The sequence below is a fragment of the Prevotella melaninogenica genome, assembly GCF_003609775.1.
Lineage (GTDB): Bacteria > Bacteroidota > Bacteroidia > Bacteroidales > Bacteroidaceae > Prevotella > Prevotella melaninogenica_A.
The window spans coordinates 1,319,244-1,344,922 of record NZ_AP018050.1 but is presented as its reverse complement, the minus strand read 5'-3'; the positions used below and the strand labels follow the sequence as shown (position 1 = coordinate 1,344,922).

Here is a 25,679-nt window from a genome sequence, read left to right as displayed (position 1 = left end):
CTCGATTATCATATTTGCTTTTATGAGAACTATGTGTTTCACTAAATGTAATAAATTTTCTAACTATTGAAAAGTAATATGTGCCTTTTAGGCTTCGAAAAGACGCCCAATTGACTTGTAAAAGATGCTCTTTTGAGGTCTAACTAACGCCCTTTTGAAGTCCAATTAAGCATCTTTTACTTTATGGTCTTGTAATTGTTTGATAGTCTTTTGGTTACAATAGTAGTTGAAAATACTGATTTAGGCTGTTATTATGTTTCTTTTTCTCCTTGTTTTTGTAATAAAATTTCTTTGTGCTCTTATGTACTCCAATGAGGCTGTTATTATTTTATTTATCTTATTTGTCTTCTGTCACTTTCAGAGGGGTTAGTTAAGTATTAAAGCTTGTAAGTCGATAAAAGTATTATAAAAGTTTCTTTTGGGGTATATTTAAGTAGAAAAACGTTACCGAGAAAGGGGCTTATCTCCTTAGAATTATGTATCTTTGCAGAGATGAAATTCGCAATTATTGCAGCTGGCGATGGTTCACGACTGGCTCAAGAAGGTGTCACCGAACCCAAACCATTGGTGAAGGTAAGGGGAGAACGGCTCATAGACAGATTAATAAGGATTTTCATGGAAAATAATGCCACGGAGATTGTTGTTATCTGTAATGAGCAGATGTTTGATGTGGCAAGTCATTTGAAGATGATACAAGACAAAGGTTTGAATGGTTTGCCCATCCCGTTGCGTTTTGTCGTAAAGTCAACGCCGAGTTCAATGCATAGTTTTTATGAATTGCGCGACTTTCTTCGTGATGAGCCTTTTATCCTAACAACTGTTGATACTATCTTTGATGAAAGTGAGTTTCATGATTACGTCTTATCCTTTCAAGATAAGATAGCACATGGGACAGCCGCTTTGATGGGTGTTACAGATTATATTGATGATGAAAAACCACTTTATGTTGGTGTTGACAATGTCATGCGCATTAATGGCTATTACGATGATGCACAAGTAGATTCTCGTTTTATTTCTGCAGGTATATATGGGTTGACAGCTCCTTCGCTTGATATTCTTGAAACTTGTATAGAAAAAGGTGAATGCAGGATGCGTAATTTTCAGCGTGCATTGGTTGCAGCAAGTTTGCGAATAGAAGCTTATCCACTGACAAAGGTGTTTGATATCGACCATATAGAAGATATAAGAAAGGCTGATGAAGGGGTAAAGAACTTATCTCCTTATTATAAAGGGAAAACCTTATTGATACAACGTGCATTATGCTATTCACCTAACTCTGAGGAGAAAGACTTAGCTGTATTGCAAGAGGTTGGTAGTCTTTTAGAGGATGCCACGATAATAAGTGAAGATGATTTTGTCAATAGTTTTAATACTTATAATCGGTCTGTTTCATCTGAATCAGTAGATTTTGTAAATGTCAATAGCCAAATTATTTCTATGGCTCGCAGCACAAAGGCTTTAGAGTGTCTTGGGCAGTTGGAGCAGAGTGGCATACAAGTTCTTAACCCATCGGCTGGCGTTTGGGCTGGTCAAAGGAGTAATGTAGATAAGGTGATGCGTGAAAACCATCTCCCATTTCCACCTGATGAAGGTAATGATGGTTATTGGGTAAAGCGCGCTGATGCATCGGCACAAAGTAAAAAAGATGTCTGTTTCTGTCAAGATTGGACAGAAGTAGAAAATGTGAAATCAGCTTTTATGCAGCGTGGTATCATAAACATCGTGATACAAGCACATGTGAAAGGTGACGTAGTGAAGTTCTATGGTGTTGAAGATACTGGCTTTTTCCGTTATTATTATTCCAGTGATGATACAGAAACAAAGTTTGGTGATGAAGAAAGGAATGGTAAACCACAATATTATCCATTTTCATCTTCTAACTTGCAAACTGATGCGGAGAAGTTAGCTTGTTTACTACAGACGCCTATTTATGGTGGTGACGCGATAGTACGGGAAGACGGCAGTTATGTTATCATTGATTTTAATGACTTTCCCAGTTTCTCAAGATGTAGGGAAGAAGCGGCAAAGGCTATCGTTAGACGGATGAAACAGAAGGTTGAGATTTCTCATAAAACCTCTTTAAACGAGAAGTGTAAGGACGATATGAATAGTTGTAGTTGATAGATAGTCAATTATTCCTCAACTTGACTCGTTTATAAATAATCAGAATACAATGACAAAAGAAGAACAAAATAATAGAGCAACTGCTCAGCAAACAAAGGACAATGCTCATTTTGCAGCTCAGCCCTCTTCGCCATATTTGGGAGAAGGACAAGATGGTAAGATGGGATTTTTTAGTCTTCTTCGTGCCTCTTTCAAGTCTATGGATACGGAAGAATGGCTTGATATTTATTTTACTCGGCCTATCGGTTTAGCATTTGCCTTGTTCTGGTATCGCTTAGGTGTTACGCCTAATACGATTACTATTCTCTCTATCTTCCTTGGAATTGGTGCGGGTGTAATGTTTTATTTTACAGATACCTTGCATAATATCATAGGAATTATTCTCTTGATGTTAGCAAACTTTTGTGATTCAACAGACGGACAGTTGGCACGGCTTACTCGTCAACAATCTATGAAAGGTCGCTGTTTAGATGGTTTTGCAGGCGATGTATGGTTCTTCTCAATCTATCTTGCTATTGTCTTACGACTGTGGTATCAGCCAATGCCCGGCACATCAGAGGTGTGGGGCTTTTGGGGATTAGGTTTGGCAGCTGTTGCAAGTTTGTTATGTCACTCCCCCCAAAGTTCGTTAAGTGACTATTATCGACAGATTCATCTTTATTTCTTGAAGGGTAAAGAAGGTTCAGAACTTGACTCATACGAACGCGAACACGCTATTGTTGAAGATTTGAAGGGAAAGAAGGGTGTCTTTTGGGATCGTGCTTTTCATAGTAATTATCAACGTTATTGTAGAAGTCAGGAGCGTAGAACCCCTGCTTTTCAGAAGTTTCATGCAGCATTGATAGAGAAGTACGGAGGAATAGATAAGGTGCCACAGGAGCTCAAAGAACGTTTCTTGGCAGGTAGCAAACCGCTGATGCCTTTTACAAACTTCTTGTCTTTCAATAGTCGTGCTATTCTTATTTACGTCACTTGCTTATTGAATTGTCCGTGGATATACTTTGTGTTTGAGATTAGTTTATATAGTTTGTTGTACATCTATATGCATAAGCGGCACGAAGATTTATGTAAAAGCCTCATGCCAAAGGAGTAAATAATATGTTTTTTAGACTATAATTAGGGTTGAATATATGTTGATGAAATACTTTTAATGCTTATCTTTTAGTGTTGAATAACAGTCTATTACAATCTAATGTAGCTTAAACTATTTTAGAATGAACAAAGAGTTAAACGATATATCTTTAAAAGCAGAAACAATACACGCTTCTCAGTGTAGTGAGGAGGGAAGATTAATTCTTCTCTTTGACTTTGGTGGTACACTTGATACTGCGGGTTGTCATTGGGGTAAGTTTCTATGGTATGCATACAAAAGGAATGAAATTCCTGTGACCGAGGAGCAGTTTCGTGAAGCCTATGTACATGCAGAGCGTACCTTAGGAAAGCTGCCTATTATACAGTCACATGACACATTCCTCTCGATGTTAACGAATAAGTTAAGAATAGAGTTTGAATACTTACTTAGTCGTGGCTGGTTATCAGTAGATAAGGTTGAGGCTGAACAGATGCAAAGAGTTCTGTTGAACGATATTTATGAGAAGGTAAAAACCATTATGTCAGAGAGTAGGCGAGTCCTATCTGACTTAAAGAAGAACCATAGATTAGGCTTGGTAACAAACTTCTATGGGAATATGACGGTTGTTCTTGAGGAGTTTGATTTATCTTCTTATTTTGAAACAGTAACGGAAAGTGCTGTTGTTGGTGTTCGAAAGCCTGATTCGCAGATATTTAATTTAGCTGTGAAATCTATGGAAGTGAGGCCTGAAAACGTTGTTGTGATTGGCGATAGCTATACCAAAGATATACTTCCAGCTCGTGAAATAGGTTGCCATACAATTTGGTTAAAAGGTGAAGGGTGGACGTCGGAAGAGCCAACAACGTGTGTGGCAGATTATGTTATTAAGAATTTAGTTGAACTACAATCTATATTAAGACAATATACGCCACTTTAATGCGTTAATTAAATATTGCAGTATTAATCATGAAGCAAACAAACGTAAAGCCTGCAGAAGGCAGATTAGGAATAATGGTCGTTGGTTGCGGCGCAGTTGCTACGACCTTCATGACTGGAGTGTTAATGACACGCAAGGGTCTTACGAAGCCTATCGGAGCTATGACTCAATATGATAAAATCCGTGTAGGACGTGGAGCAGATAAGAAATATCTTCATTACAAAGATATTGTTCCATTGGCAAACTTAGACGATATTGTCTTTGGTACATGGGATGTGTATCCTCAGAATGCTTATCAGGCTGCAGTATATGCTGAAGTGTTGAAGGCAAAGGATATTGAACCTGTACGTGAGGAACTGATGGCTATCAAGCCTCTGAAAGCTGCTTTTGACCGAAACTATGCTAAGCGACTGGATGGTGACAATGTTAAAGACTGCAAGACACGCTGGGATATGGTGCTTGAATTGCAGAAAGACATTCAGAACTTTAAGAAAGAGCATGGCTGTGAACGTGTAGTTGTTATCTGGGCTGCTTCTACCGAGATTTATGTACCATACGACGAGGCATGTCATAAGACACTTGAGCAATTGGAATCGGCTATGAAGGCAGATGACAGAGAGCATATTGCTCCATCAATGTGTTATGCATACGCGGCATTGACAAAAGGTTGTCCGTTTATTATGGGTGCTCCTAATACAACGGTTGATATACCTGCTATGTGGGAGTTGGCTGAGAAGACACGTATGCCTATTGCAGGTAAGGACTTTAAGACTGGTCAGACATTGGTTAAGTCGGGCTTTGCTCCTATCATTAAGACACGTAACCTTGGTCTTGCAGGGTGGTTCTCAACGAACATCTTGGGTAATCGTGACGGCTTGGTTCTTGATGAACCAGCTAATTTTCACACAAAGGAAGTAAGTAAGTTGTCAACACTTGAAACAATTTGTAGAGCTGATGAACAGCCCGATCTTTATGGTAATATCTATCATAAAGTGCGTATCAATTATTATCCACCTCGTAATGACGATAAGGAGGGATGGGATAATATTGATATCTTTGGCTGGATGGGTTACCCAATGCAGATAAAGATTAATTTCCTTTGCCGTGACTCAATCCTTGCTGCACCATTGCTTCTTGATCTTACATTGCTCTCTGATCTTGCTGCGAGGGCTGGTCGTTATGGTATTCAGCGTTTCTTGAGTATCTTCCTTAAGAGTCCAATGCACGATTTTACCCGTGGTGAGGAAGCTGTCAATAACCTCTTTGAACAGTATACCATGCTGAAGAATGCTATCCGAGAAATGGGGGGATATGAAGCAGATGAAGAAATCGATTAGTAAGCTTCTCAAACCGTATAGAAGTCTTTCGAACATCTTTTATGGATGTGACAACTCTTGGGTGCAGAATAGCTATAGTGGGCTGTTCTGCATTGTCCTAAAACTAAAGTAAGATATGAACAGATTACCCAGACTCAATAAAGATAAACATATATCTTTTGTCTTTGATAAGGCAAAAGAGGAGCTACAAGTGATAAAGAATAGAGTGATTATCTCTCTTCTCTTTTTACTTGTGTCATTTACTGCGCAAGCATATTCTTTTAAGGCATTGTACTTTAATTCGAAGCCTCATGTAGTACGTATTGACTCTTTGTTGTTAGGTAAAGATTCTTTGTTAACAGCAACTGATTCGATGGTGATAGCTACTGACTCATTGCTTCAAATGATGGATTCTTTAGCTAAGATAGCTGCTAAGCCAGCAGTGATAGATAGTACTTTGCTCCAATGTTACGTGGTTGACTGGCAGACGGGAGATAGTATTCCTTATGCGAATGCGCTCTATCGGAATTTAAAGTTAGGTGCATCGAGTGATGCTGATGGGCATTTTTCTATAGCTCGAAAGGTGGGTGAACAGCTTACTATTACTGCTGTAGGTTATAAGCCACGTCATATCAAGATTACTGCACATACTTCAAGAGAATTGAAGGTGACCCTTATTGCAGACTCTAAGCAACTTCAAGGGATTGTTGTGAAGGCTAAGCGACGTCATAAGTATTCTCGTAAGGATAATCCAGCAGTAGAGTTGATGCGGCGTGTTATTGCTGCGAAGAAACAAACCCATTTGGAGAACCATGATTACTATCAGTATGATAAGTATCAGAAGGTGACAATGGCTATTAATAACCTTACACCTGATGAACTTGAAGGCTCTATGTTTAAGAAGGCTCCTTGGCTTCTTGACCAAGTGGAGACTTGTCCTTATAATAACAAACTCATTCTTCCAATCTCTGTAGATGAAACGCTTACGCAGCATCTTTATCGTAAGAGTCCACGTGATGAGAAGGATATTGTGTTGGGACAGTCTACTAAGGGTATTTCAAAACTTATACAAACGGGTGAAGCTTTGAATACAATTGTGAAGGACCTCTTTAAGGATATCAATCTTTATGATGACCATATTGACCTCCTTCAGAAACGTTTTCCTTCTCCAATCGGTTCTACAGCTATTTCATTTTATCATTTTTATATAGACGATACGGTCTATGTAAATCAGGATCAGTGTATTCGTTTGCAGTTTATGCCAGCCAACCAGCAGGACTTTGGATTCCGTGGTGAGTTGTATGTATTGAATGATAGTTCGCTTCATGTGAAGAAGTGTGATATGCAGTTGCCTGCTAATACAGGTGTTAACTTTGTTGATGCTATGAAGTTTCAGCAGGAATTCACGAAGTTAAGCAATGGAGAGTGGGCTTTGACAACAGACAATATGATTGCTGAGTTAAAGCTAACAGACCTCTTACAACGTGCTATTGTCATTCGTACGACTGGTATGACAAACTATGGCTTTGCTCCTATTGAGGATAAACAGTTTAAGGGTAAAGCAAAGATTATATACGATACCAATGCTAAGATGCGTGATAATGAGTTTTGGGCAGCACACAGAACAACGCAATTGACGAAGAGTGAGGCTGGGATGGACTCGTTTATCAAGCGAATGGCAAATACTAAGCATTTCAAATGGGTGATTTTTGCATCCAAGGCATTGATAGAGAACTTTATTGAAACAGGTTCTGAAGATAAGCCAAGTAAGTTTGATATCGGCCCTGTCAATACTTTCATCTCAAAGAACTTTATTGATGGTATTCGCTTGCGTGCCTCTGCTCGTACGACAGCTAAGCTTAATCCTCATTGGTTCTTTGAGGGTTACTATGCTTATGGTACGAAGTCACACCGCAGTTATTACGATGCTAAGGTTACTTACTCATTCAATAAGCCAGAGTATCAGCCAATAGAATTCCCTGTACGTACTATTTCGTTCGAATCAACAAGTGACGTAGAGTCTCCATCAGATAAGTATCTGAAACACAATAAGGATAATATCTTCATGACTTTCCGCCCAGTGAAGGTTGAGCAGATGTATTTTGTTAATCGTCAGAAGATAAACTTTAATTGGGAGACAGATTATGGTTTGGCTACAAGTTTGGAACTTCGTACAGAGAGTAATAGACCAACTGGTAAACTTGTATATGAGAAGATGGATGGTACACTGGTAGACAAACTGCGTGTGAGTGAGGTTAGTCTTGGATTCAATTATCGTCCTGGACAGTCTTATGTGAACTCAAAGCAAAAGCGTATGACTGTAAATCTCGATGCACCAGAGTTCAATGTTAAGCATACAATGGGTATTAAGCATTTCTTAGGAGGTGACTTTAATAGTAATCTTACTGAGGTTTCTATTTATAAACGTTTCTGGTTAGGTAGCTGGGGTCACATTGATACGCGTGTGCAAGGTGGTGCACAATGGAATAAGGTGCCATTCCAATTCCTTATCACTCCTCCTGTGAACACGTCTTATTTTGAACATCAAGGAACGTTCAACCTTATGAAAGGACTTGAATTCCTTAATGACCGATATGCACAGTTTAATCTTGCGTGGGACTTAGAAGGTAAGATTTTCAACCGTCTTCCACTCATTAAGAAACTGAAGTGGCGTGAGTATGTTGCCTTTAAAGGGATGTGGGGACATTTAACAGATAAGAACAACCCATACTTACCACAGAATGCTAATGATACAGAATTGTATAAGTTCCCTGTCGACACACGTGTAATGACGCGCGATCCTTACATGGAGTTTGTTGTCGGAGTACATAATATCTTCAAATGTTTGGAGGTTGATTACGTTCGTCGACTTACTTATACGAATGCTCCAGGAATATCAAAGAATGGTATTAGATTTGGTTTTAATCTGGTTTTCTAATCCCTATGAGTAAATCTAATCATCGTTAGATATGATAAAGGATATTATCTTAGTCGGTATTGGAAGTTTTGTTGGTGGCAGTCTTCGAATGGTTATTTCGAAGTATGTTCAGTTGGCTGTAGCTGGCTCATTTCCTTTGGGAACAATGGTTGTAAATGTACTTGGATGTTTCCTTATAGGTGTTTTTTCCTCATTATCCAGTGATAATGGAGGAGTTAGTCCAGCTGTTCGCCTTATGCTTACTACTGGTTTTTGTGGAGGTTTTACAACCTTTTCAACCTTTATGAATGAGCATGCAACGTTATTAAAGGGAGGGGATGGTTTTATTCTTTCCTCCCTTTATATCATAGTTTCCCTTGCATTAGGCTTTATTGCTTTATTAGCAGGTCGCCACCTTGTTATGTCTATTCACTAATTCTACCATTATCCTTATTTCTTTTATTTGATAATTAAGTTAGAAGAAACTTATATTTAGAGAATTATACTCATGATGCTGTTTAATAAAATGAGTCTTGCAGACAAATATGATCATATTGTCAAGACGTTAAAACGTTTTCCTTTTACCTTTTGTTATATTATTATAGCAACAGTATATTTATGGATATTCAGCCATAAGCGACAGAACTTGGAGTCAGGAATAGAGTTTTTCATGATTTTTTGGCCTTTGTCGGGAACTGTTTTCTCTTATGTTGTTCACTTATATTCAGAGAATAAATCCAGAGGGAAAAGTTTGATAATAAATCTTTTATCAAATATTCTTTGGACGACTATCTGTGTTTTCTTCTCGCATAATTTTCCCTTGAATAATTCTTTTAAGGCATCTTGTGTTGCTTGTTGTGTTGCTATTGTATTGGCTCTTTGGGTTATTCCTTTTGTTGGCCAGAAAGATGATAGACCTGCAATCAATTTTGTCTTAGGTTTTGTTAAGCATATCTTTTTGTCTCTTATTGTATCATTAATTTTGTTTTTAGGTCTGGAGTTATTGATACAGTCATTTATTTTTCTGTTCGATTTTCATGTTGAGGAAACGCAAGTACTCTATCTCCTTATCTTCTGTTTCTTCTTCTTAGCACCTTCGTTAGTTGTGCTTCAAACTCCTTCAGGAGAAGATAAATATGCTGTTCGTAATTGGACGGAGAATAAGTTTATGAATGGTGTCATACATTTCTTGGTGATACCACTTCATTTGGTCTACCTTTTAACTTTGTATCTTTATGTTATTAAGATCGTTCTAACGTGGACATTGCCTAATGGTTGGGTCAGTTGGTTGGTAACTGCACTGATGTTTCTGACAATCGTCATTGTCTTTCTACTTTATCCTGTTAATTTCCAAGCAGAGAAGAAGCGCTTCGATCAACTTGTTTTACGCTATCTTCCTATAGTCGTATTACCCTTATTGTTTTTGATGTCTATTGGTATTATCCGTCGTTTTAACGATTATGGAATATCTGTGTTACGTATATATTTACTTGCTTTCAACCTTTGGTGTTATGCTGTTTGCATTGGGCTTTACGTGGTAAAGGCGAAGCGCTTATCATGGATTGTAGGTTCATTTACTGCATTGGTACTTATACTCACGGTATTGCCTTATAATGTCTTTACTTTTACACGTAATAAGTTGCAAAGTGATATTAAGCAGATCGCTATGGAAAATGGCGTAACGAAGTTTCCAATGGATAGTGCTACGTATAAAAAACTGGTAAAGAGTTTAGGAGAAGTTCAAGGTGAGCAGCTTTCCGATAAAGTTTACTATTTATCAAGCACATTTGATACGTTGGCTATAGATGGACTTGTTGATAGAAAGGGAGTCTTTATATATGAATTTTTATATAGGTCAGAGGTTAAAACAGAAAGTCACTTTGTAGATATTGATTGTAAATATTCTGCTTCACTCTGTACAATTCCTAAGGGATATACTTCTTATAGAATTGTAGGACATGATTATTCTTCAGAACGTTTTTCATTTGAAACAAAGAATGATACTATGTTTATAACGATGGACTATATGCTGAATGATAAGAAGGTAGAGGATGTTATCTCTATTCCTATTAATACATTGGATGAGATGGATAAAGCAGACAATCCTCTTCCAATAACATTCTATGGTAAGAATATCTGCTTTTACATGACCAATCTTCAAGGTGATTTGAATGAGCATAGTGTAGATTTAAGAGGAATCTTGTTTAAGAAGTAATGTTCTATTTTAGAGAATATTTCTTCATGATTTCCTTTCTTTTCAGTATCTTTGCACACTGTAAAATATTAATAATTAAACAATTCAATAGAATATGAAAGCATTCGATTTCTCTGAGTGGGGCTTTCTGTTCGTTGGTATGGGTAAATTATAATGTTATTTATTTAAATTTTAATCCAAATCAATCATTAGAACCTAAATAGATTTTGTTTTTAGTTGCTGTCACTTTTAACATTTCTTGTAATATACACATTATAAGATGTTTATGTTATATGTTAGGCTGATAGTAGTGACAGCAACTTTCAAGCTCATGTCGTTCATTAGTGAATAAGACAGTCTAATCTGATCGACAAAAAAGATGTTAGGAAATAATATGGAAAGTAAGATAGATGAATGTTGTGTTCTAATGACCGATTTGTGTTTAAGTGTAAAGTTGCTATTATAAAAAGAATTATATCGTGATGCCAAATAATTTGTTTAGACCATTAGGTCACAAAGAGTTGTTAATACTAACGAAGTTGTTAGGTGAAAAATTAAATAAACTTCCATATAAATTTAATTTATTGGAAGAAGTTTGGGCAGATGAGAATGCTCATAGTCGGATATTGGTAAACCTGCTTCGGGATAAAACTACTTTACATTCTTTTATTAGTTTCTTAAAAAGGAGATATGATAGGAGATTCGATTTTGATGAAGAAAGTGTGGTTTCACCTCAGATTACATCTGAGAGGTATAGAATTGATGGTCTTATTTGTGAACATAATAAGTATGCTATTATTATAGAGAATAAGATACATGGAGCAAAAGAGCAACCAAAACAGTTAAGTAGGTATATCGAAAAGTGTAATAGCCTTGGTTATTCGTTATCTAAGATTTTTGTTATTTACATTACGCGTACGCAATATGAACATGCATCTAAACAGACTTGGGGAGATTTTAAAGATACTTTTTCTACTGAGCCTCGATATGTTGATATTTCTTATAAAGAGAATATAATAGACTGGTTAGATGAATATTATCAAGAGATACCACGTAAGGAGGAAGACTTGGCTTCTGGTATTTACCAGTATAAAGCTTATTTAATACAATTGACAAACAATTATAAATACAAAAAGATGGATCCAAATATTAAGAATCTTATAACCTCAAGTTTACAACTTGAAGATAAAAACGGAGAAGAACAGCTTCTTGCTTTGAAAGCTAATAAGAGTGCGATAGATAACTTGTCAGGTTATATAGATGCTTTAATGATAGAGGCATATAAAAAAATATTTGAAGAATGGAGTATTAAGTTGGGTGTGGAGTTTAATACTCTTGAATTGTTACACCATAGTAATGATGATAACTATCTCAAGACAGGAATAATATTGCCTTATAGTGAAAAGTACAAAATAGCAGTGCTTATAGAACAAAATCTTCAGAATAAGAATATTTATATTGGTTTTGGTAGACATTATGTAAGTGAACAGCTTATACCAGAAGTAAAGAAGTATTGTGAATCTTTATTGGAGGAAAGAGAGTTAGAAGGCTGGAAAACTGATGATAATATATGGTGGTATTGTTGGAAATATACTACAATAGAACTTGGTTATGCAGAGTTAGTAGCTTTAATAAAGTTAGTACAAGATAAGATGAATACCAATTAATTATATTTATGAGAGGGGAGTGTGATGCAACCCAGATAGTGTTTTTTACTTAGTTTCTTTTCTATCTCCTTTCTTTTCTGTACCTTTGCACACTGTAGAATATTAATAATTAAACAATTCAATAGTATATGAAAGCATTTGTATTCCCTGGACAGGGATCTCAGTTTGTTGGTATGGGTAAGGACCTCTATGACAACAACCCATTAGCAAAGGAACTTTTCGATAAGGCTGACGAGATTCTTGGCTTCAAGATAACCGAGATTATGTTTGCTGGTACAGACGAGCAGTTGAAAGAAACTAAGGTTACTCAGCCTGCAGTATTCCTCCATAGCGTTATTTCAGCTCTTTGCTTAGGTGATGAGTTCAAGCCTGATATGGTAGCAGGTCACTCTTTGGGTGAGTTCTCTGCACTTGTAGCAGCTGGTGCACTGAGTTTCGAAGACGGTTTGAAACTTGTTGCAGCGCGTGCTAATGCTATGCAGAAGGCTTGTGAGCAGAATCCGGGTACTATGGCAGCTATTATTGGTTTGGCTGATGAGAAAGTTGAGGAAATCTGTGCATCAGTTTCAAAGGATGGTAAGGTTTGCGTTGCTGCTAACTTTAACTGCCCTGGTCAGTTGGTTATCTCTGGTTCAACAGAGGGTATCAATGAGGCTTGCGAGTTGATGAAGGAAGCTGGTGCTAAGCGTGCATTGCCATTGAAGGTGGGTGGTGCTTTCCACTCTCCATTGATGCAGCCAGCTAAGGACGAATTGCAGGCAGCTATTGAGGCAACTACATTCAATGCACCAAAGTGCCCTGTTTATCAGAATGTAGATGCTTTGCCACACACTGATCCAGCAGAGATTCAGAAGAATCTCATCGCTCAGCTTACATCAAGCGTACGTTGGACAAAGAGCGCACAGAATATGATCGCTGATGGTGCTACAGAGTTCGTTGAGTGCGGACCTGGTGCTGCTTTGCAGGGTATGCTTGGTCGCATCGACAAGACCGTTAATGCACACGGTGTATAATCCTACATTATTATTAAGCGAATAACCCCTCTTCCGTCCCCTTCCTTAAATTAGGGAAGGGACGAAGGAGGGGCTTTCTTTCTTTTATATGTATGAAAACTAAATTAGTTATCTACCAAGTCTTCACCCGTACTTTCGGTAATAAGAATCTTACAAAGAAGGAGAATGGTACCTTAGCAGAGAACGGAGCAGGAAAGATGAATGACTTCGACAAGGAGGTGCTACGTCGAATCCATGACCTCGGTGTCACTCATCTTTGGTACACAGGAGTTATCCGTCATGCTACATGTACTGATTATTCATCCTTCGGTATTCCTACACAGAACTCTCGTGTTGTAAAGGGACGTGCTGGTTCGCCTTATGCTATTACCGATTATTATGATATCGACCCAGATATTGCGGTAGATGTAGATGCACGTATGGCAGAGTTTGAGGCTCTTGTTGCCCGCACTCATGCTGAAGGTATGAAGATTATCATTGACTTTGTGCCTAATCATGTTGCTCGCCAATACAAGAGTATTGCTAAGCCACAGGGTGTTGAAGACCTTGGAGAAGATGATGATACAGGTAAGCATTTCGATGCTCAGAACAATTTCTATTACTGTCCGGGCGAACAGCTTAACCTTTCTGGGGTTGTTGATAATGTCTATGCTCATGATGCTGAGGCTTATTATGAGTTCCCAGCAAAATGCACTGGTAACGACCGCTTCGACGCTCATCCACAGCAGAACGATTGGTATGAAACTGTAAAGCTAAATTATGGTGTAGACTATTGTGATGCAGGCGGTAGAAGTTATCACTATCATCCTCTTCCTTCTACATGGAAGAAGATGACTGATATTCTTCTTTTCTGGGCAGCAAAGGGCGTTGATGGCTTCCGTTGTGACATGGCTGAGATGGTTCCGCATGAGTTTTGGGCTTACGCAACACAGCAGGTGAAGGAGCGTTATCCTGAGATGATATTCATTGGTGAGGTCTATGATCCTAATCAATATCGTATGTATGTTGAGTCAGGTTTCGACTATCTCTATGATAAGGTGGGAATGTACGACTGTATTCGTGGTGTGATGTGCGACGAGCGTCCTGCTTCTTCTATTACGCATGAGTGGCAAAAGGTTGATGATATTCGCGACCACATGCTTTATTTCCTTGAGAATCATGACGAGCAGCGTATTGCTTCTGATTTCTTTGCAGGTAATCCTTGGAAGGGAGTTCCCGGTATGATTGTCTCTGCTCTTCTTCAGCAGAATCCTGTTATGGTTTATGCAGGACAGGAGTTTGGCGAAAAAGGTATGGATAAGGAAGGATTTTCAGGTCAGGACGGTCGTTCAACAATCTTTGATTACTGGACGAGTGACGCTATCTATAAAGGTTTCTTCAATCGTAAAGCTTTGACTACTGACGAAAAGAAGCTTTCGCTTGTTTATCAAGGAATTCTCCGTTTCTGCAATCGCGAGAAAGCTGTACGTGAGGGACTGACCTTTGATTTAATGTATGTCAATCATCAGAGTCACCAGTTTAATCCTCATAAACAGTTTGCTTTCTTACGTAAGGCAGATGATGAAGTGTTATTGGTTGTTGCTAACTTCGATCAAGAACGGGTACAAATCAATGTCACTATCCCTACTCATGCATTCGACTTCCTCGGTATTCCAGAGAAGACAGTTGAGATGACTGACTTGCTTTCAGGTTTTACAAAGGTTGTAGAGTTGAAGTGCGATGGTCAAGTAGCATTAGATATAGAGGCGAACTATGGTAGAATTTACAAGTTTAATATAAAGTAGAAGACCATGGACTACGTTTTAAATTCACACAATAAAGAGGAGTTTCCTCCTGCTCATACAGCAGAACACTTGCTGAATCAGGTGATGATTCGTATGTTTGGCACAGAGCGCAGCAACAATGCTCACATCGAACGGAAGAAGAGCAAGATGACTTTCATCCTTGATCATAAGCCTGATCGTAAAGAGGAAAAGGCGATAGAGGTTGAGATGAATCGTCTGATTGCTGAAGACCTTCCAGTAACATTCGAAATGGTTGACCGCAATAACATCCCTGAGGGTGTTTCGATTGATAAACTCCCAGAGGATGCTTCAGAGATGTTGCGTCTGGTTCGTATTGGTGATTTTGACGTTTGTCTTTGTATTGGCAAGCACGTTCGTTCAACGGCTCAGATTGGTCGTTTTGAAATGTTAGGGACTAATTGGGACGAGCAAAAGCGCACTTTTCGCATTCGCTTTAAGGTAATTTCTGCTTAATTCATTTCTCTATCAATAAAAACAACGCCCTCACTTGTTTGAATGATGACAAGTGAGGGCGTTTTACAGTTATGAAAATACTTAACATTTTTTGTCCTTTAATCCTCTTAATGGTGCTTAAAAACACAGTTTTACGTTCCTTTGTAACTCTTTTGTTATTAGATAGTTACAAAGTTGGTTTGTTAAAGGTGCTTAGTTAGGCTTCAAAAGGGCGTTAGTAAGACCTCAAAAGGGCATCTTTTAGAAGTCAATTGAGCGTTAATTCGAGTGTAATTAAGCCTTAATAAAAATCGAAGAGAGGAAAATTGTTGACAAATTGACTTTCTCTTAGGTTTGAAGTCTATGTTTTTATGAAATATGAAAAGTAGAGAAAAAAAGAAATCCGCCACCTTATATATAATAGGTGGCGGATTTCTAATGTTGTAAACCTTTCGTTTTATCTAACGACTTAGTAGTTTGTTCAGGAATTGTCGTTCTGTTCCTTCATATCAATGAACTGCTGTTTTGCGTCATAGAACTCATACTGCAAATAGGCAAGTTTTTGTGAAGGAATGATATTCACACCCCAACCATACTTCATTTGCCACTTACGTTTCATGGAAATAAAACCCTTGTTAATGTAAGCTGCAACGTATGGATGAACGTGCAAATAGAATTTCTTTACTCCAACCTTATTAACCAATCGGTCAATCTTACGCTCCAACTGATCAGTAAAGAGGATGCTTGAACGAATCTTGCCACTACCGAAACAAGTAGGGCAGTTCTCATCTACATCTACGTCCATCACTGGGCGTACACGCTGGCGAGTAATCTGCATAAGTCCGAACTTGCTAAGTGGAAGGATGTTGTGACGTGCACGGTCCTTCTGCATATTCTTACACATACGCTCGTACAGCATCTGGCGGTCTTCAGCAAGATTCATGTCGATGAAGTCAACGACAATGATTCCACCCATATCACGCAGTCGAAGCTGGCGAGCTAACTCATCGGCAGCACCAAGGTTGGTGTCAAGAGCATTCTGTTCCTGTGCTTTTTCTTTTGTTCTGTTTCCACTATTCACATCCACAACGTGCATTGCCTCAGTGTGTTCAATGATGAGGTAGCAGCCATGACCATAATTGATGGTCTTGCCGAAGCTGGATTTAATTTGCTTCGTAACGTCAAAGTTGTCGAAGATTGGCACCTTACCAGTGTACTTCTTCACGATGCCCGCCTTTTCAGGGGCTATTAGAGAGACATAGTGTCGAACGGCAGTGCAAATCTCGTCGTCGTTGACGTAGATGTTTTCGTAGGTTGGATTGAAGAGGTCACGCAGCATAGCAACAGCACGTCCAGTCTCCTCAAAAACAAGTTGAGGACGTTCCTGTGTCTTTTGCAGTTTTGTGATTGCTTCATTCCATCGGCTCAATAGGACTTTCATCTCAGCATCAAGCTCGGCAACGCGTTTACCTTCAGCTACAGTACGGACAATTACACCGAAATTCTTTGGCGTAATACTCTGTATGAGTTGCTTGAGACGTGCACGTTCTTCTCCGCTTTTGATTTTAGATGATACGCTAACTTTATGCCCGAATGGTATAAGCACCAGGAATCTGCCAGCGAATGATATTTCGCCTGTAAGGCGAGGTCCTTTGGTGGAAATGGGTTCTTTAACAATCTGTACCATCACCTCTTGTCCTACCTGCAATGTGTTTTGAACAGTTCCGTCCTTTTGCAAGTCGGGTAGGCGAGTGGCTTTCTGAATGGGATAAAGTTTCTTGCGGTCACTCTGAACCTGTTTCAGATACTTCGCATAGGAGTTGAATTGGCTCCCTAAGTCAAGATAATGAAGAAAGGCGTCACGCTCATAACCTACATCTACAAAGCAGGCGTTAAGCCCTGGCATCAGTTTCTTAACCTTTGCCACGTAGATGTTTCCAACCGAGAAACTGGCTTCTCTTGGCTCACGCTGGTATTCAACCAGACGCTTGTCTTCGAGCAGCGCTATCGAAATCTCTTTCGGTTGGGCATCAATAATTACTTCGCTTGTCATCTTCTTCGTTTGTTATACCTACCTTTTAGCAATTATATAAGTTATCATGAACTATGCTAAAAGATACATATAGGTAAAATAAAAATGCGGAACCTGCCGTCGCACTTCCAGGGAAGAGAAGTATATTGCGATGACACGCCCCGCCATATTTTTGAAAGTCAGTTATAAGTCTTTCAGCCTTGGGGCTTACTTGCTCTTATGTCTGTTCTTTCTTAATCTCTTTTTACGCTTGTGCGTAGCCATCTTGTGTCCCTTTTTCTTCTTTCCGTTTGGCATAGCTTTAAATTGTTTTAAATTGTTATTGTATTTATGTTTAATTTATTTCTTCATATCCTCGATGAAAGTCTTTGCAGGCTTGAAGCTTGGGAAATCGTGAGCTGGGATAGTGATAGTCGTGTTTTTTGAGATGTTACGAGCTGTCTTTTCCGCACGGTGCTTAACGATAAAGCTACCGAAGCCACGAAGGTATACATTTTCTTTCTTCTCCAACAAACTGTCTTTGATAGTTTCCATAAAAGACTCAACCACAGCTGAAACGTCCTTCTTGGCAATGCCAGTAGACGTTGCTATCTCATTGATGATATCTGCTTTCGTCATTTTGATTTTGTTCTTTATTTATGTTTATTTCTAATCTCTCGTTATAACGGAATGCAAAGATACTCATTTTCAGCTTAATAGAGAAATAATTTTGTGTCTTTTTTGTAAAATATCTCAGTATATGCTCTAAACTTTAAGGTTTTTCGTACCTTTGCGACATTATAAGTTGTATTTCATGCTTATCTGGAGTGTTGGATTAGACGATATTATTAGGGGTTGAACTGTTATTAATACTTGTGTAGAGACGAATCTTTATGCGTGGTTGATTAGCGTAAACTCTGGTAAATCTTGGTTAATTCATTAGCTCTTAGAAAGTAGATTTTGCAAGACTTCTGTATAATTATATAAGGTGTATGAAGATTTCCATCGGTATAGATGTGGGTATTTCAACAACTAAGATTGTTGGAATCAGAGAGGGAAAGGTTATTAAACCTTTGCGTATCAAGGCTACTGATCCAGTAACATCCTTGTATGGCGCTTTTGGAAAATATCTATATGACAATAGAATAGATCTGTCTGAGGTTGAGCGTGTTATGCTTACGGGCGTAGGTGCTCACTATATTGACAAGCCTGTTTATGGGCTTCCAACAGCTAAGGCAGATGAGTTTTTGGCTGATGGCTTAGGTGCTCAGTTTGAGTCGAAGTTGCAACGTATGATCGTTGTTTCGATGGGTACGGGTACATCACTTGTTCTTTGCAATGGCAATGAGGTTCGTCATATCGGCGGTATTGGTATTGGTGGCGGTACGTTGAGTGGTCTTTCTCGTTTGCTTTTGCAGACGGATAATATCAATGAGATTATTGCTTTAGCCAATAAGGGGGATATTTCTCGTATCAACCTGCAGATTAAGGATATTTCAACTAGTCCACTCCCAGGCTTACCAATGGATGCAACAGCATCTCTCTTTGCCAATGCACAGGCTAATGCAAGCCGTGAGGATATTGCCTTAGGCTTGATAGGTCTGGTGTTACAGTCGATTGGTTCGGCAACTATCTTGAGCTCTTTGAATAGCGATATTCGTGACTTTGTACTCATTGGAAACCTTAGTTTATTGCCACAATGCGAACTTCTCTTCCCTGTAATGGAGAAGATTTATGACGTTCGCTTTATTATTCCGAAGAATTCAGAGTATTGTACAGCCATAGGTGCTGCATTACAAGCAGATAACATCGAGAATATATAATCTCTATCTATAAATGAATATAGGCACTTTGTAGCATTGTCTACAAAGTGCCTGTTACTTTATTGTACTTTATAATAGCGTGTTACCTCTTGTTCTTATATTTTTGGAACAGTGCCAAGGTTCTTTTCTATGTCTTCGTCAGTGAGCGTATAGTTCCTCAAATCACCATTGATATAAGTGTCGTATGCCGTCATATCAATGAGCCCATATCCTGAGAGACAGAATAGGATAACATCTTCTTTTCCAGTTTCCTTTTCCTTCTTTGCTTCTCGAATGGCAGCTGCTATGGCATGACAGCTCTTTGGTGCAGGGATAATTCCTTCTGTATGAGAGAAGAGGATACCTACCTCGAAGCTTTCTAACTGTGGTATATCCATTCCGTACATATAGCCGTCTTTGAGCAATTGGCTTACGATAACACCTGCACCATGGTGGCGCAGACCACCTGCATGGATGTTTGCTGGATTGAAATCATGTCCAAGTGTGTACATTGGCAACAATGGAGTATATCCAGCCTCATCACCGAAAGCATATTCAAACTTACCATGTGTCAGCTTTGGACAGCTGTTTGGCTCTGCTGCAATGAACTCTGTCTTCTATCTTTCTCGTCAAGTATAAATCTTTTCTGTTGTGCCATACTATTACTTAATTATACAATGGATAACTGTTATTTGAAAGATGATGTTTCACAAAGTTACAAAATAAGATTTTCTAAATGCATGGAATGATTATATTTTTTAGTAATTTTGCTGCCATTATGATAATAATCGCTACTATTCTTACATATTTTTGCGTCTTATTGTTGATAAGTAGAATAACAGGACATAAAGCAGATAACGAAGCTTTTTTCCGTGCAAACGGACAGTCGCCTTGGTATCTTGTTGCCTTTGGAATGATTGGTGCCAGTATTTCTGGTGTCACCTTCGTCAGCGTTCCGGGTATGGTAATGTTGAGCGATATGACCTATATGCAGACTTGTTTAGGTTTTATCCTTGGTTATTTTGCAGTGGCGTTTCTGCTACTTCCTGTTTATTATCGTCTTAAGTTGACGACTATCTACTCTTATCTACAAACACGTTTAGGCAATCATAGCTATAAGACGGGTGCTTCTTTCTTCCTATTGTCTAAGATGACAGGTGCTGCAGTGCGCTTCTATGTTGTTTGTATGATACTTCAACGGTTTGTTTTAGATGCATACGGCATACCTTTTCCTATTACTGTTGTGGCTCTTGTGGCACTCATTTGGCTTTATACGCGTCGGGGAGGAATTCGTACACTGGTGTTGACAGACACTTTTCAGACCCTTTGTATGCTTCTTGCGCTTATTCTGATTATATATAAGGTTGTCGAGGCATTGGGAATGTCGCTTCCTGAAGCAGCGCATGCGATAGCCAATGACAGTCATTCTCGTATTTTTGTATTTGATGATTGGGTATCAAAACAGAACTTTTGGAAACAGTTCCTTAGCGGTATTTTTATTGTTATTGTTATGACAGGACTGGACCAAGATATGATGCAAAAGAATCTTACTTGTAAGACTTTGCGAGAGGCACAGAAGGATATGTGTACCTATGGTTTTGCCTTTGTACCAGCTAACTTACTCTTTCTCTCTCTTGGGGTGTTGTTGATGATGTACTTTAATAGTATAGGGCAAGCTTTACCTGATGTGCCAGATAATCTTATGTTACAGGCTGTTGCAGGTGGACAATTAGGAACATTGGTTGTTATTCTCTTTACGATTGGAATTGTTGCGGCGTGTTTCTCCAGTGCAGACTCTGCCTTAACAGCCTTAACAACAACTTATTGTGTGGACATTTGTAATCGTCCAAAAGATGAAAAGTTGCGTAAGCAGGCACACGTTGGTATGTCGGTAGTGTTTATTCTGTTTATTCTTATCTTCCGTTATGTCAATTCTACAAGTCTGATAGACGCCATTTACACAATAGCTTCTTATACATACGGACCACTTTTAGGACTCTTTGCTTTTGGCTTATGTACCAAGCGAGCAGTAAATGATAGGTTAACTCCATATATAGCAGTAGCCAGTCCACTTCTTTGTTTTGCTTTAGATACAATCGTTTCGAAGACTACTGGTTATAAGTTCGGCTATGAGTTGTTGATGTTGAACGGACTAATAACGTTCGCAGCATGCTTCTTTCTTCCTGCAAGAAAGCAGGGCTTGGATTCCGAAATGAAGTAAGCTTAACACTTACTTTGCGTGTTTAACTTATGTGTTGTTGCCCAGCACGCATTGTGTTGTTGGTAAGCACCATTGGTGCGGAGTACTAATTACCTTGCAAAATCTTACGATAGGAAAGGCAAACAGACATTAGGAAATAACATATCTACTACAAGTAATTCCAAAATACGACGTTAGTTGTTTCTTGTTTAGTGGACAGCAATGAGTACGATAAACGATAAAAGGCAGAGAGTACTAAGCTCTTTGCCTTTTATCGTTTTGTTATATGTAATCTTACAAATAGCTTTTATCCTTATTAGGAATGAACTAATTGTAAGTCTTTATCCTACAATAACTCCTCAATCTGCTTTGCGATATTCTCAATCTTCTCTGTTGGCTCAAAGCGAGCAACAACCTGTCCCTTCTTATTAATAAGGAATTTGGTGAAGTTCCACTTAATCTCCGCACTCTCCTTATAGTTAGGATCAGCCTCAGAAAGCATCTTATCGAGGATAGGATAGAGCTCGTGTGACTCGTCCCAACCAGCAAAGCCCTTCTGCTCCTTGAGGAACTTGAAGAGAGGATCAGCGTCTTCGCCGTTAACCTTTACCTTCTTAAAGCGTGGGAATTTTGTGCCGTATGTAAGTTTGCAGAACTCATGGATACTTTCGTCTGTACCTGGTGCCTGCTGTCCAAACTGGTTGCAAGGGAAGTCAAGTACTTCAAATCCTTGTGCATGGTACTTCTCATAGAGTGCCTCCAACTCCTCATAAGTTGGTGTGAAGCCACATTTAGTAGCTGTGTTTACAATCAGCAGCACCTCATTAGAAAACTCTTTCAGTGAAAATGCCTTACCTTTTCTGTCTTTGACAGAGAATTCATAAACTGTTCTCATTTCTGTTTCTTATCTTCTCTTTATATAGTTTACTTATTTGTGTGTTGCAAATGTACGAATTTTATTTGTTAATGCCTTCATTGTTTAGTAGTTTTTTAGGATTCGCTTTAATTCGTAATAGATTATTGGAATTCTTTCTGTTGGGTTGATTATTTGTGGGTGTTTTTTCTTTAATAGGGATTTCCCTACCTTCAAATAGTGTATTTACTCGATTATCATCTTATAATTTCACTATTTTTGCATCAGTAAACAAAGAAAGAATAAGAATTTAATTGGATATGAATATGAAACGAATCACTAAATTATTTTTGGCACTTGCAATAGTTGCGAGTCCATTGGCATTGACAAGCTGTGATAATGATTTTTATGATGGAGATGATTATTACTATAATAATTTGGTAACATCTGCCGTACGTAATTATCTATATCAGTATCCAGATGGATCAAGTTATTATACAGCTTATAACTGGCTCTATTATAATTATCCAGAAGCAACAACCTCTGAGTTCTATGCTTTTATGGATGCTGTTGGAAGTAATAGATATTATAACTGGGATAATAACTATCGTCAGGAGCAGAATACACAGGTTAGCCGCCTTGTTGAGGAGGCACAGACATTGACTGGTGAGTGGGCTGGAAGTATGACTATTGAGTATACGGATGATAATACGAAACAGCGTATGCGTAATTCTTTCCACGCTAATATGAAGTTCTTCCAGTACAATTCGTCTGCTAATTCTCTTCAGGGAAATGGTGTTGAGGTAGATACTGATGCACAAGGTAACACACAAACACTTGCATTCTCTTGGAATATCGATAATAATGGAGACATCTACATCAAGTACACTAATAGTGGAACAATCTTCCGTCTTGATATGAAATCTACTAATGAAGGTTTCCACTTAGGGTATGAGCAGGCAAAGGGTTATGATACATTCTTTGGTACGGCACGTAGTACAAACACAACAGATGTTATGAGTTTCAATCTTGCTCGTCAGAGACCAGCAAATGCAAAGGCTCAAAATGCGTTGACAAGAGCTTCAAGCAAGGCTTCTTTCGGTTCAGCTAAGGAGAATGACTATGCTAAGAATAGCGTTGGAGCAGTAAATGGTCTACGCAAGAGATAATAAAAGCTAATCGCTTTTCTATAGCTTCATATATACTTGAATGGGTCCCACCAACTGAGAAGTTGGTGGGATTTTTGTCTTTATCTTTTGTCGTTTAATGGCTTTATTTTATTATTGTAAACACTGAATTTGTCTTAATCATTTTTACGTTTTTTGAATTATATTGTTGATTTTCAGTCTTTTTTTCGTAACTTTGCAACCTCTTTTCTCTCTGAGAGGGGAGAGAATTAGATTGATTTGATGATAAAAGATGAGGAGAATCATTCAATTTATAAGAGAGTGGACACTGCCAGTGTCAATAGGCACAGGTAGCCTTTTATACCTTGTTTTTGCCTTTATTCCAGCCTTGGATGGCGCAGCAAACTTTTTTGCTCCTATCCTTGACGCAGCTCTTCCATTGTTTATGTTCCTCGTCTTATATGTTACCTTCTGTAAGGTAGACTTCCGTAAGCTTATTCCTGTTGGTTGGCATCTTTGGATTGCTTTCTCTCAAGTGTTGATGGTTGCGGTTGTTATTGGGGCAATTCTGACTTTTCATATCACGGGTGAGTCGCTTATACTACTTGAAGCACTCCTTGTCAGTATTATTTGTCCTTGTGCCTCTGCAGCAGCAGTAGTTACACAGAAGTTAGGTGGAAACCTTGAAGAAATGACAACTTACACGTTTCTCTCCAACTTTCTCTGTGCATTGTTGATACCAGTCTGCTTCCCTTTAATAGAGTCTGGAGCAGGTATAACCTTCTGGGATGCTTTCATTGCGATTCTTTATAAGGTGTGTCTGGTACTGGTAGTTCCAATGCTTTTGGCATATATAACAAAACATTGGCACGCTTTATGTAGGTTCTATCAGTGGGTAATCAGTGTGAATAACCTCAGTTTTTATCTTTGGGGATGTTCATTACTCATCGTTTCAGGTACAACAGTAAAGAATATCGTGCATGCAGAGGTAGCTGTAAGCTTCCTCTTGTTGATAGCAATTTTGGCCTTAGTGCTTTGCTTGATACAATTTGCTATTGGTAGATATATTGGTCATTTCTTCCGCAGTACGATTAATGCGGGACAAGCTTTAGGGCAGAAGAATACTGCATTTGCTATTTGGATAGCCCATACTTATCTGAATCCACTGTCGACAGTGGGGCCAGGCTGCTACATCTTGTGGCAGAATATTATTAACAGCGTAGAGATATGGTGGCATGACCACGCCATTAAACGCAAAAATAAATAGTTGTGAGAACAATAAAGTATTTTATAGTATTACTCTTTCTTTTCCTGTTATCACCTGCTGTTTCTGCGCAGGATGCTAACGGAATAAGTGAACAAAAGGATAAGCCAGCTAAATCAGTAGAGCCAGATGCAATGCCAGTAGCTGCTACTCCTCATACAACTTCTGCTTCAGTAGAAGAAATGTCTATGGAACCACTGCCAACGTCGACAACTCAAGTGTCACAAGTAGCAGAAAGTCGTGATCAAGTAGTATTACTTATTGGTGATTCTATGGCTGATGGTCTTGGCTCTCGATTCAATGATTATGCTGTAAAAAATGGTTTTAAGTTTCATTCTATCGTATGGTATGGTAGTACAACACGCGACTGGGCGATAGCTTCAGACCTTCAATATCAGATTGAAAGAGTACGTCCTACATATATAATTATTAGCTTAGGTACCAATGATTTAGGTTATAAAGATTATAGTAGACGTGAAACTGCAATCCAAACGATTCTGAGTCGTGTGGGGGATATCCCATACGTATGGGTTGGTCCTCTCCCTTGGAAGAAGATTAAAGATAGAACAATCGTTGATGTAATCCGTGATTGTACAGGTGAAGGTCGGTTCTTTGACAGTAGTTCTGTCGTAGCTTCTCGTGCAGATGGTATTCATCCAACGCGTCAGGGTGCTGCTCTATGGGTTGATAAGATTGTAGAATGGATGGGCGAACCAGAACAGAATGCAAATCCTATTGGTATGGATAAACCTGATTTTACTACTCATTTTAAGCATGATGAGAAGCACGGAATGGGGTATCATGGTCGTCGATAGATTTGAAATATTATTACAATCTCAATGGCTTTTATACCACGTTTTCCTTCAAAAAACTGCTATTTTGATTGCGTTTGTAACCTTCAGATAAACAAGTAGTTATAAAATAGTAAAGCAAGAGGTGCTTAAT

General features: G+C 38.6%; 17 protein-coding genes and 2 pseudogenes. 15 read left to right on the top strand and 4 right to left on the bottom strand.

Annotated features, from left to right (window positions below):
• Nucleotides 1-492: 492 nt before the first annotated feature.
• The 10 genes and pseudogenes from PMEL_RS12065 to PMEL_RS12020 all read left to right on the top strand — a co-directional run bounded on the left by PMEL_RS12065 (nt 493) and on the right by PMEL_RS12020 (nt 15,498).
• Complete coding sequence (locus PMEL_RS12065; protein ID WP_120175496.1) at nt 493-2,121, top strand: NDP-sugar synthase; 1,629 nt, start codon at nt 493-495, stop codon at nt 2,119-2,121.
• A 52-nt stretch (nt 2,122-2,173) separates the two neighbouring features.
• The gene (locus tag PMEL_RS12060; protein WP_231999435.1) at nt 2,174-3,217 is read left to right on the top strand and encodes a CDP-alcohol phosphatidyltransferase family protein; all 1,044 of its coding nucleotides are present in this window, start codon (nt 2,174-2,176) and stop codon (nt 3,215-3,217) included.
• A 121-nt stretch (nt 3,218-3,338) separates the two neighbouring features.
• The gene (locus tag PMEL_RS12055; protein WP_120175495.1) at nt 3,339-4,133 is read left to right on the top strand and encodes an HAD family hydrolase; all 795 of its coding nucleotides are present in this window, start codon (nt 3,339-3,341) and stop codon (nt 4,131-4,133) included.
• Between the two features lie 29 nt (nt 4,134-4,162).
• Nucleotides 4,163-5,470 carry an inositol-3-phosphate synthase gene (locus tag PMEL_RS12050; RefSeq protein ID WP_120175494.1) on the top strand — a complete coding sequence of 436 codons (1,308 nt, stop codon included), beginning with the start codon at nt 4,163-4,165 and terminating at the stop codon, nt 5,468-5,470.
• A gap of 115 nt (nt 5,471-5,585) precedes the next feature.
• Nucleotides 5,586-8,387, top strand: a complete 2,802-nt coding sequence (locus PMEL_RS12045; RefSeq protein WP_120175493.1) for a DUF5686 family protein — start codon at nt 5,586-5,588, stop codon at nt 8,385-8,387.
• 31 nt (nt 8,388-8,418) lie between these two features.
• A complete protein-coding gene (crcB, locus tag PMEL_RS12040) occupies nt 8,419-8,802 on the top strand; it encodes a fluoride efflux transporter CrcB (protein ID WP_120175492.1) in 384 nt (127 codons plus the stop codon).
• 90 nt (nt 8,803-8,892) lie between these two features.
• Nucleotides 8,893-10,581 (top strand): DUF4153 domain-containing protein, encoded by a 1,689-nt coding sequence (locus tag PMEL_RS12035; RefSeq protein WP_172586796.1) that lies wholly within the window; start codon nt 8,893-8,895, stop codon nt 10,579-10,581.
• 461 nt (nt 10,582-11,042) lie between these two features.
• Nucleotides 11,043-12,227 carry a PD-(D/E)XK nuclease family protein gene (locus PMEL_RS12030; protein ID WP_120175490.1) on the top strand — a complete coding sequence of 395 codons (1,185 nt, stop codon included), beginning with the start codon at nt 11,043-11,045 and terminating at the stop codon, nt 12,225-12,227.
• Nucleotides 12,228-12,355: 128 nt separating this feature from the next.
• Nucleotides 12,356-13,240: an ACP S-malonyltransferase gene (gene fabD, locus PMEL_RS12025; protein ID WP_120175489.1), complete on the top strand. Its 885-nt coding sequence runs from the start codon at nt 12,356-12,358 to the stop codon at nt 13,238-13,240.
• A gap of 92 nt (nt 13,241-13,332) precedes the next feature.
• Nucleotides 13,333-15,498, top strand: a pseudogene (locus PMEL_RS12020) (alpha-amylase family glycosyl hydrolase).
• 460 nt (nt 15,499-15,958) lie between these two features.
• On the opposite strand, the gene PMEL_RS12015 reads toward PMEL_RS12020, so the two are convergent.
• Both PMEL_RS12015 and PMEL_RS12010 read right to left on the bottom strand, forming a co-directional pair.
• Nucleotides 15,959-17,530 carry a ribonuclease E/G gene (locus tag PMEL_RS12015; protein ID WP_120175488.1) on the bottom strand — a complete coding sequence of 524 codons (1,572 nt, stop codon included), beginning with the start codon at nt 17,528-17,530 and terminating at the stop codon, nt 15,959-15,961.
• Nucleotides 17,531-17,848: 318 nt separating this feature from the next.
• Nucleotides 17,849-18,127: an HU family DNA-binding protein gene (locus PMEL_RS12010; RefSeq protein WP_004359523.1), complete on the bottom strand. Its 279-nt coding sequence runs from the start codon at nt 18,125-18,127 to the stop codon at nt 17,849-17,851.
• A gap of 353 nt (nt 18,128-18,480) precedes the next feature.
• On the opposite strand from PMEL_RS12010, the gene coaW reads away from it, so the two are divergent.
• A complete protein-coding gene (gene coaW, locus PMEL_RS12005) occupies nt 18,481-19,311 on the top strand; it encodes a type II pantothenate kinase (RefSeq protein WP_120175487.1) in 831 nt (276 codons plus the stop codon).
• Nucleotides 19,312-19,406: 95 nt separating this feature from the next.
• On the opposite strand, the pseudogene PMEL_RS12000 reads toward coaW, so the two are convergent.
• Nucleotides 19,407-19,904 (bottom strand): annotated as a pseudogene (locus PMEL_RS12000) (TrpB-like pyridoxal-phosphate dependent enzyme); the annotation flags it as partial.
• A 164-nt stretch (nt 19,905-20,068) separates the two neighbouring features.
• Here PMEL_RS12000 and PMEL_RS11995 point away from each other — a divergent pair.
• Nucleotides 20,069-21,511, top strand: a complete 1,443-nt coding sequence (locus tag PMEL_RS11995; protein ID WP_120175486.1) for a sodium:solute symporter — start codon at nt 20,069-20,071, stop codon at nt 21,509-21,511.
• 325 nt (nt 21,512-21,836) lie between these two features.
• Here PMEL_RS11995 and PMEL_RS11990 read toward each other — a convergent pair whose 3' ends face one another.
• The gene (locus tag PMEL_RS11990) at nt 21,837-22,385 is read right to left on the bottom strand and encodes a glutathione peroxidase (RefSeq protein ID WP_120175485.1); all 549 of its coding nucleotides are present in this window, start codon (nt 22,383-22,385) and stop codon (nt 21,837-21,839) included.
• A gap of 284 nt (nt 22,386-22,669) precedes the next feature.
• On the opposite strand from PMEL_RS11990, the gene PMEL_RS11985 reads away from it, so the two are divergent.
• The 3 genes from PMEL_RS11985 to PMEL_RS11975 all read left to right on the top strand — a co-directional run bounded on the left by PMEL_RS11985 (nt 22,670) and on the right by PMEL_RS11975 (nt 25,549).
• The gene (locus PMEL_RS11985) at nt 22,670-23,512 is read left to right on the top strand and encodes a hypothetical protein (protein WP_120175566.1); all 843 of its coding nucleotides are present in this window, start codon (nt 22,670-22,672) and stop codon (nt 23,510-23,512) included.
• A gap of 250 nt (nt 23,513-23,762) precedes the next feature.
• Complete coding sequence (locus PMEL_RS11980) at nt 23,763-24,737, top strand: transporter (protein WP_120175484.1); 975 nt, start codon at nt 23,763-23,765, stop codon at nt 24,735-24,737.
• Nucleotides 24,738-24,739: 2 nt separating this feature from the next.
• Nucleotides 24,740-25,549: an SGNH/GDSL hydrolase family protein gene (locus PMEL_RS11975; protein WP_120175483.1), complete on the top strand. Its 810-nt coding sequence runs from the start codon at nt 24,740-24,742 to the stop codon at nt 25,547-25,549.
• The last annotated feature ends 130 nt before the right edge of the window (nt 25,550-25,679 follow it).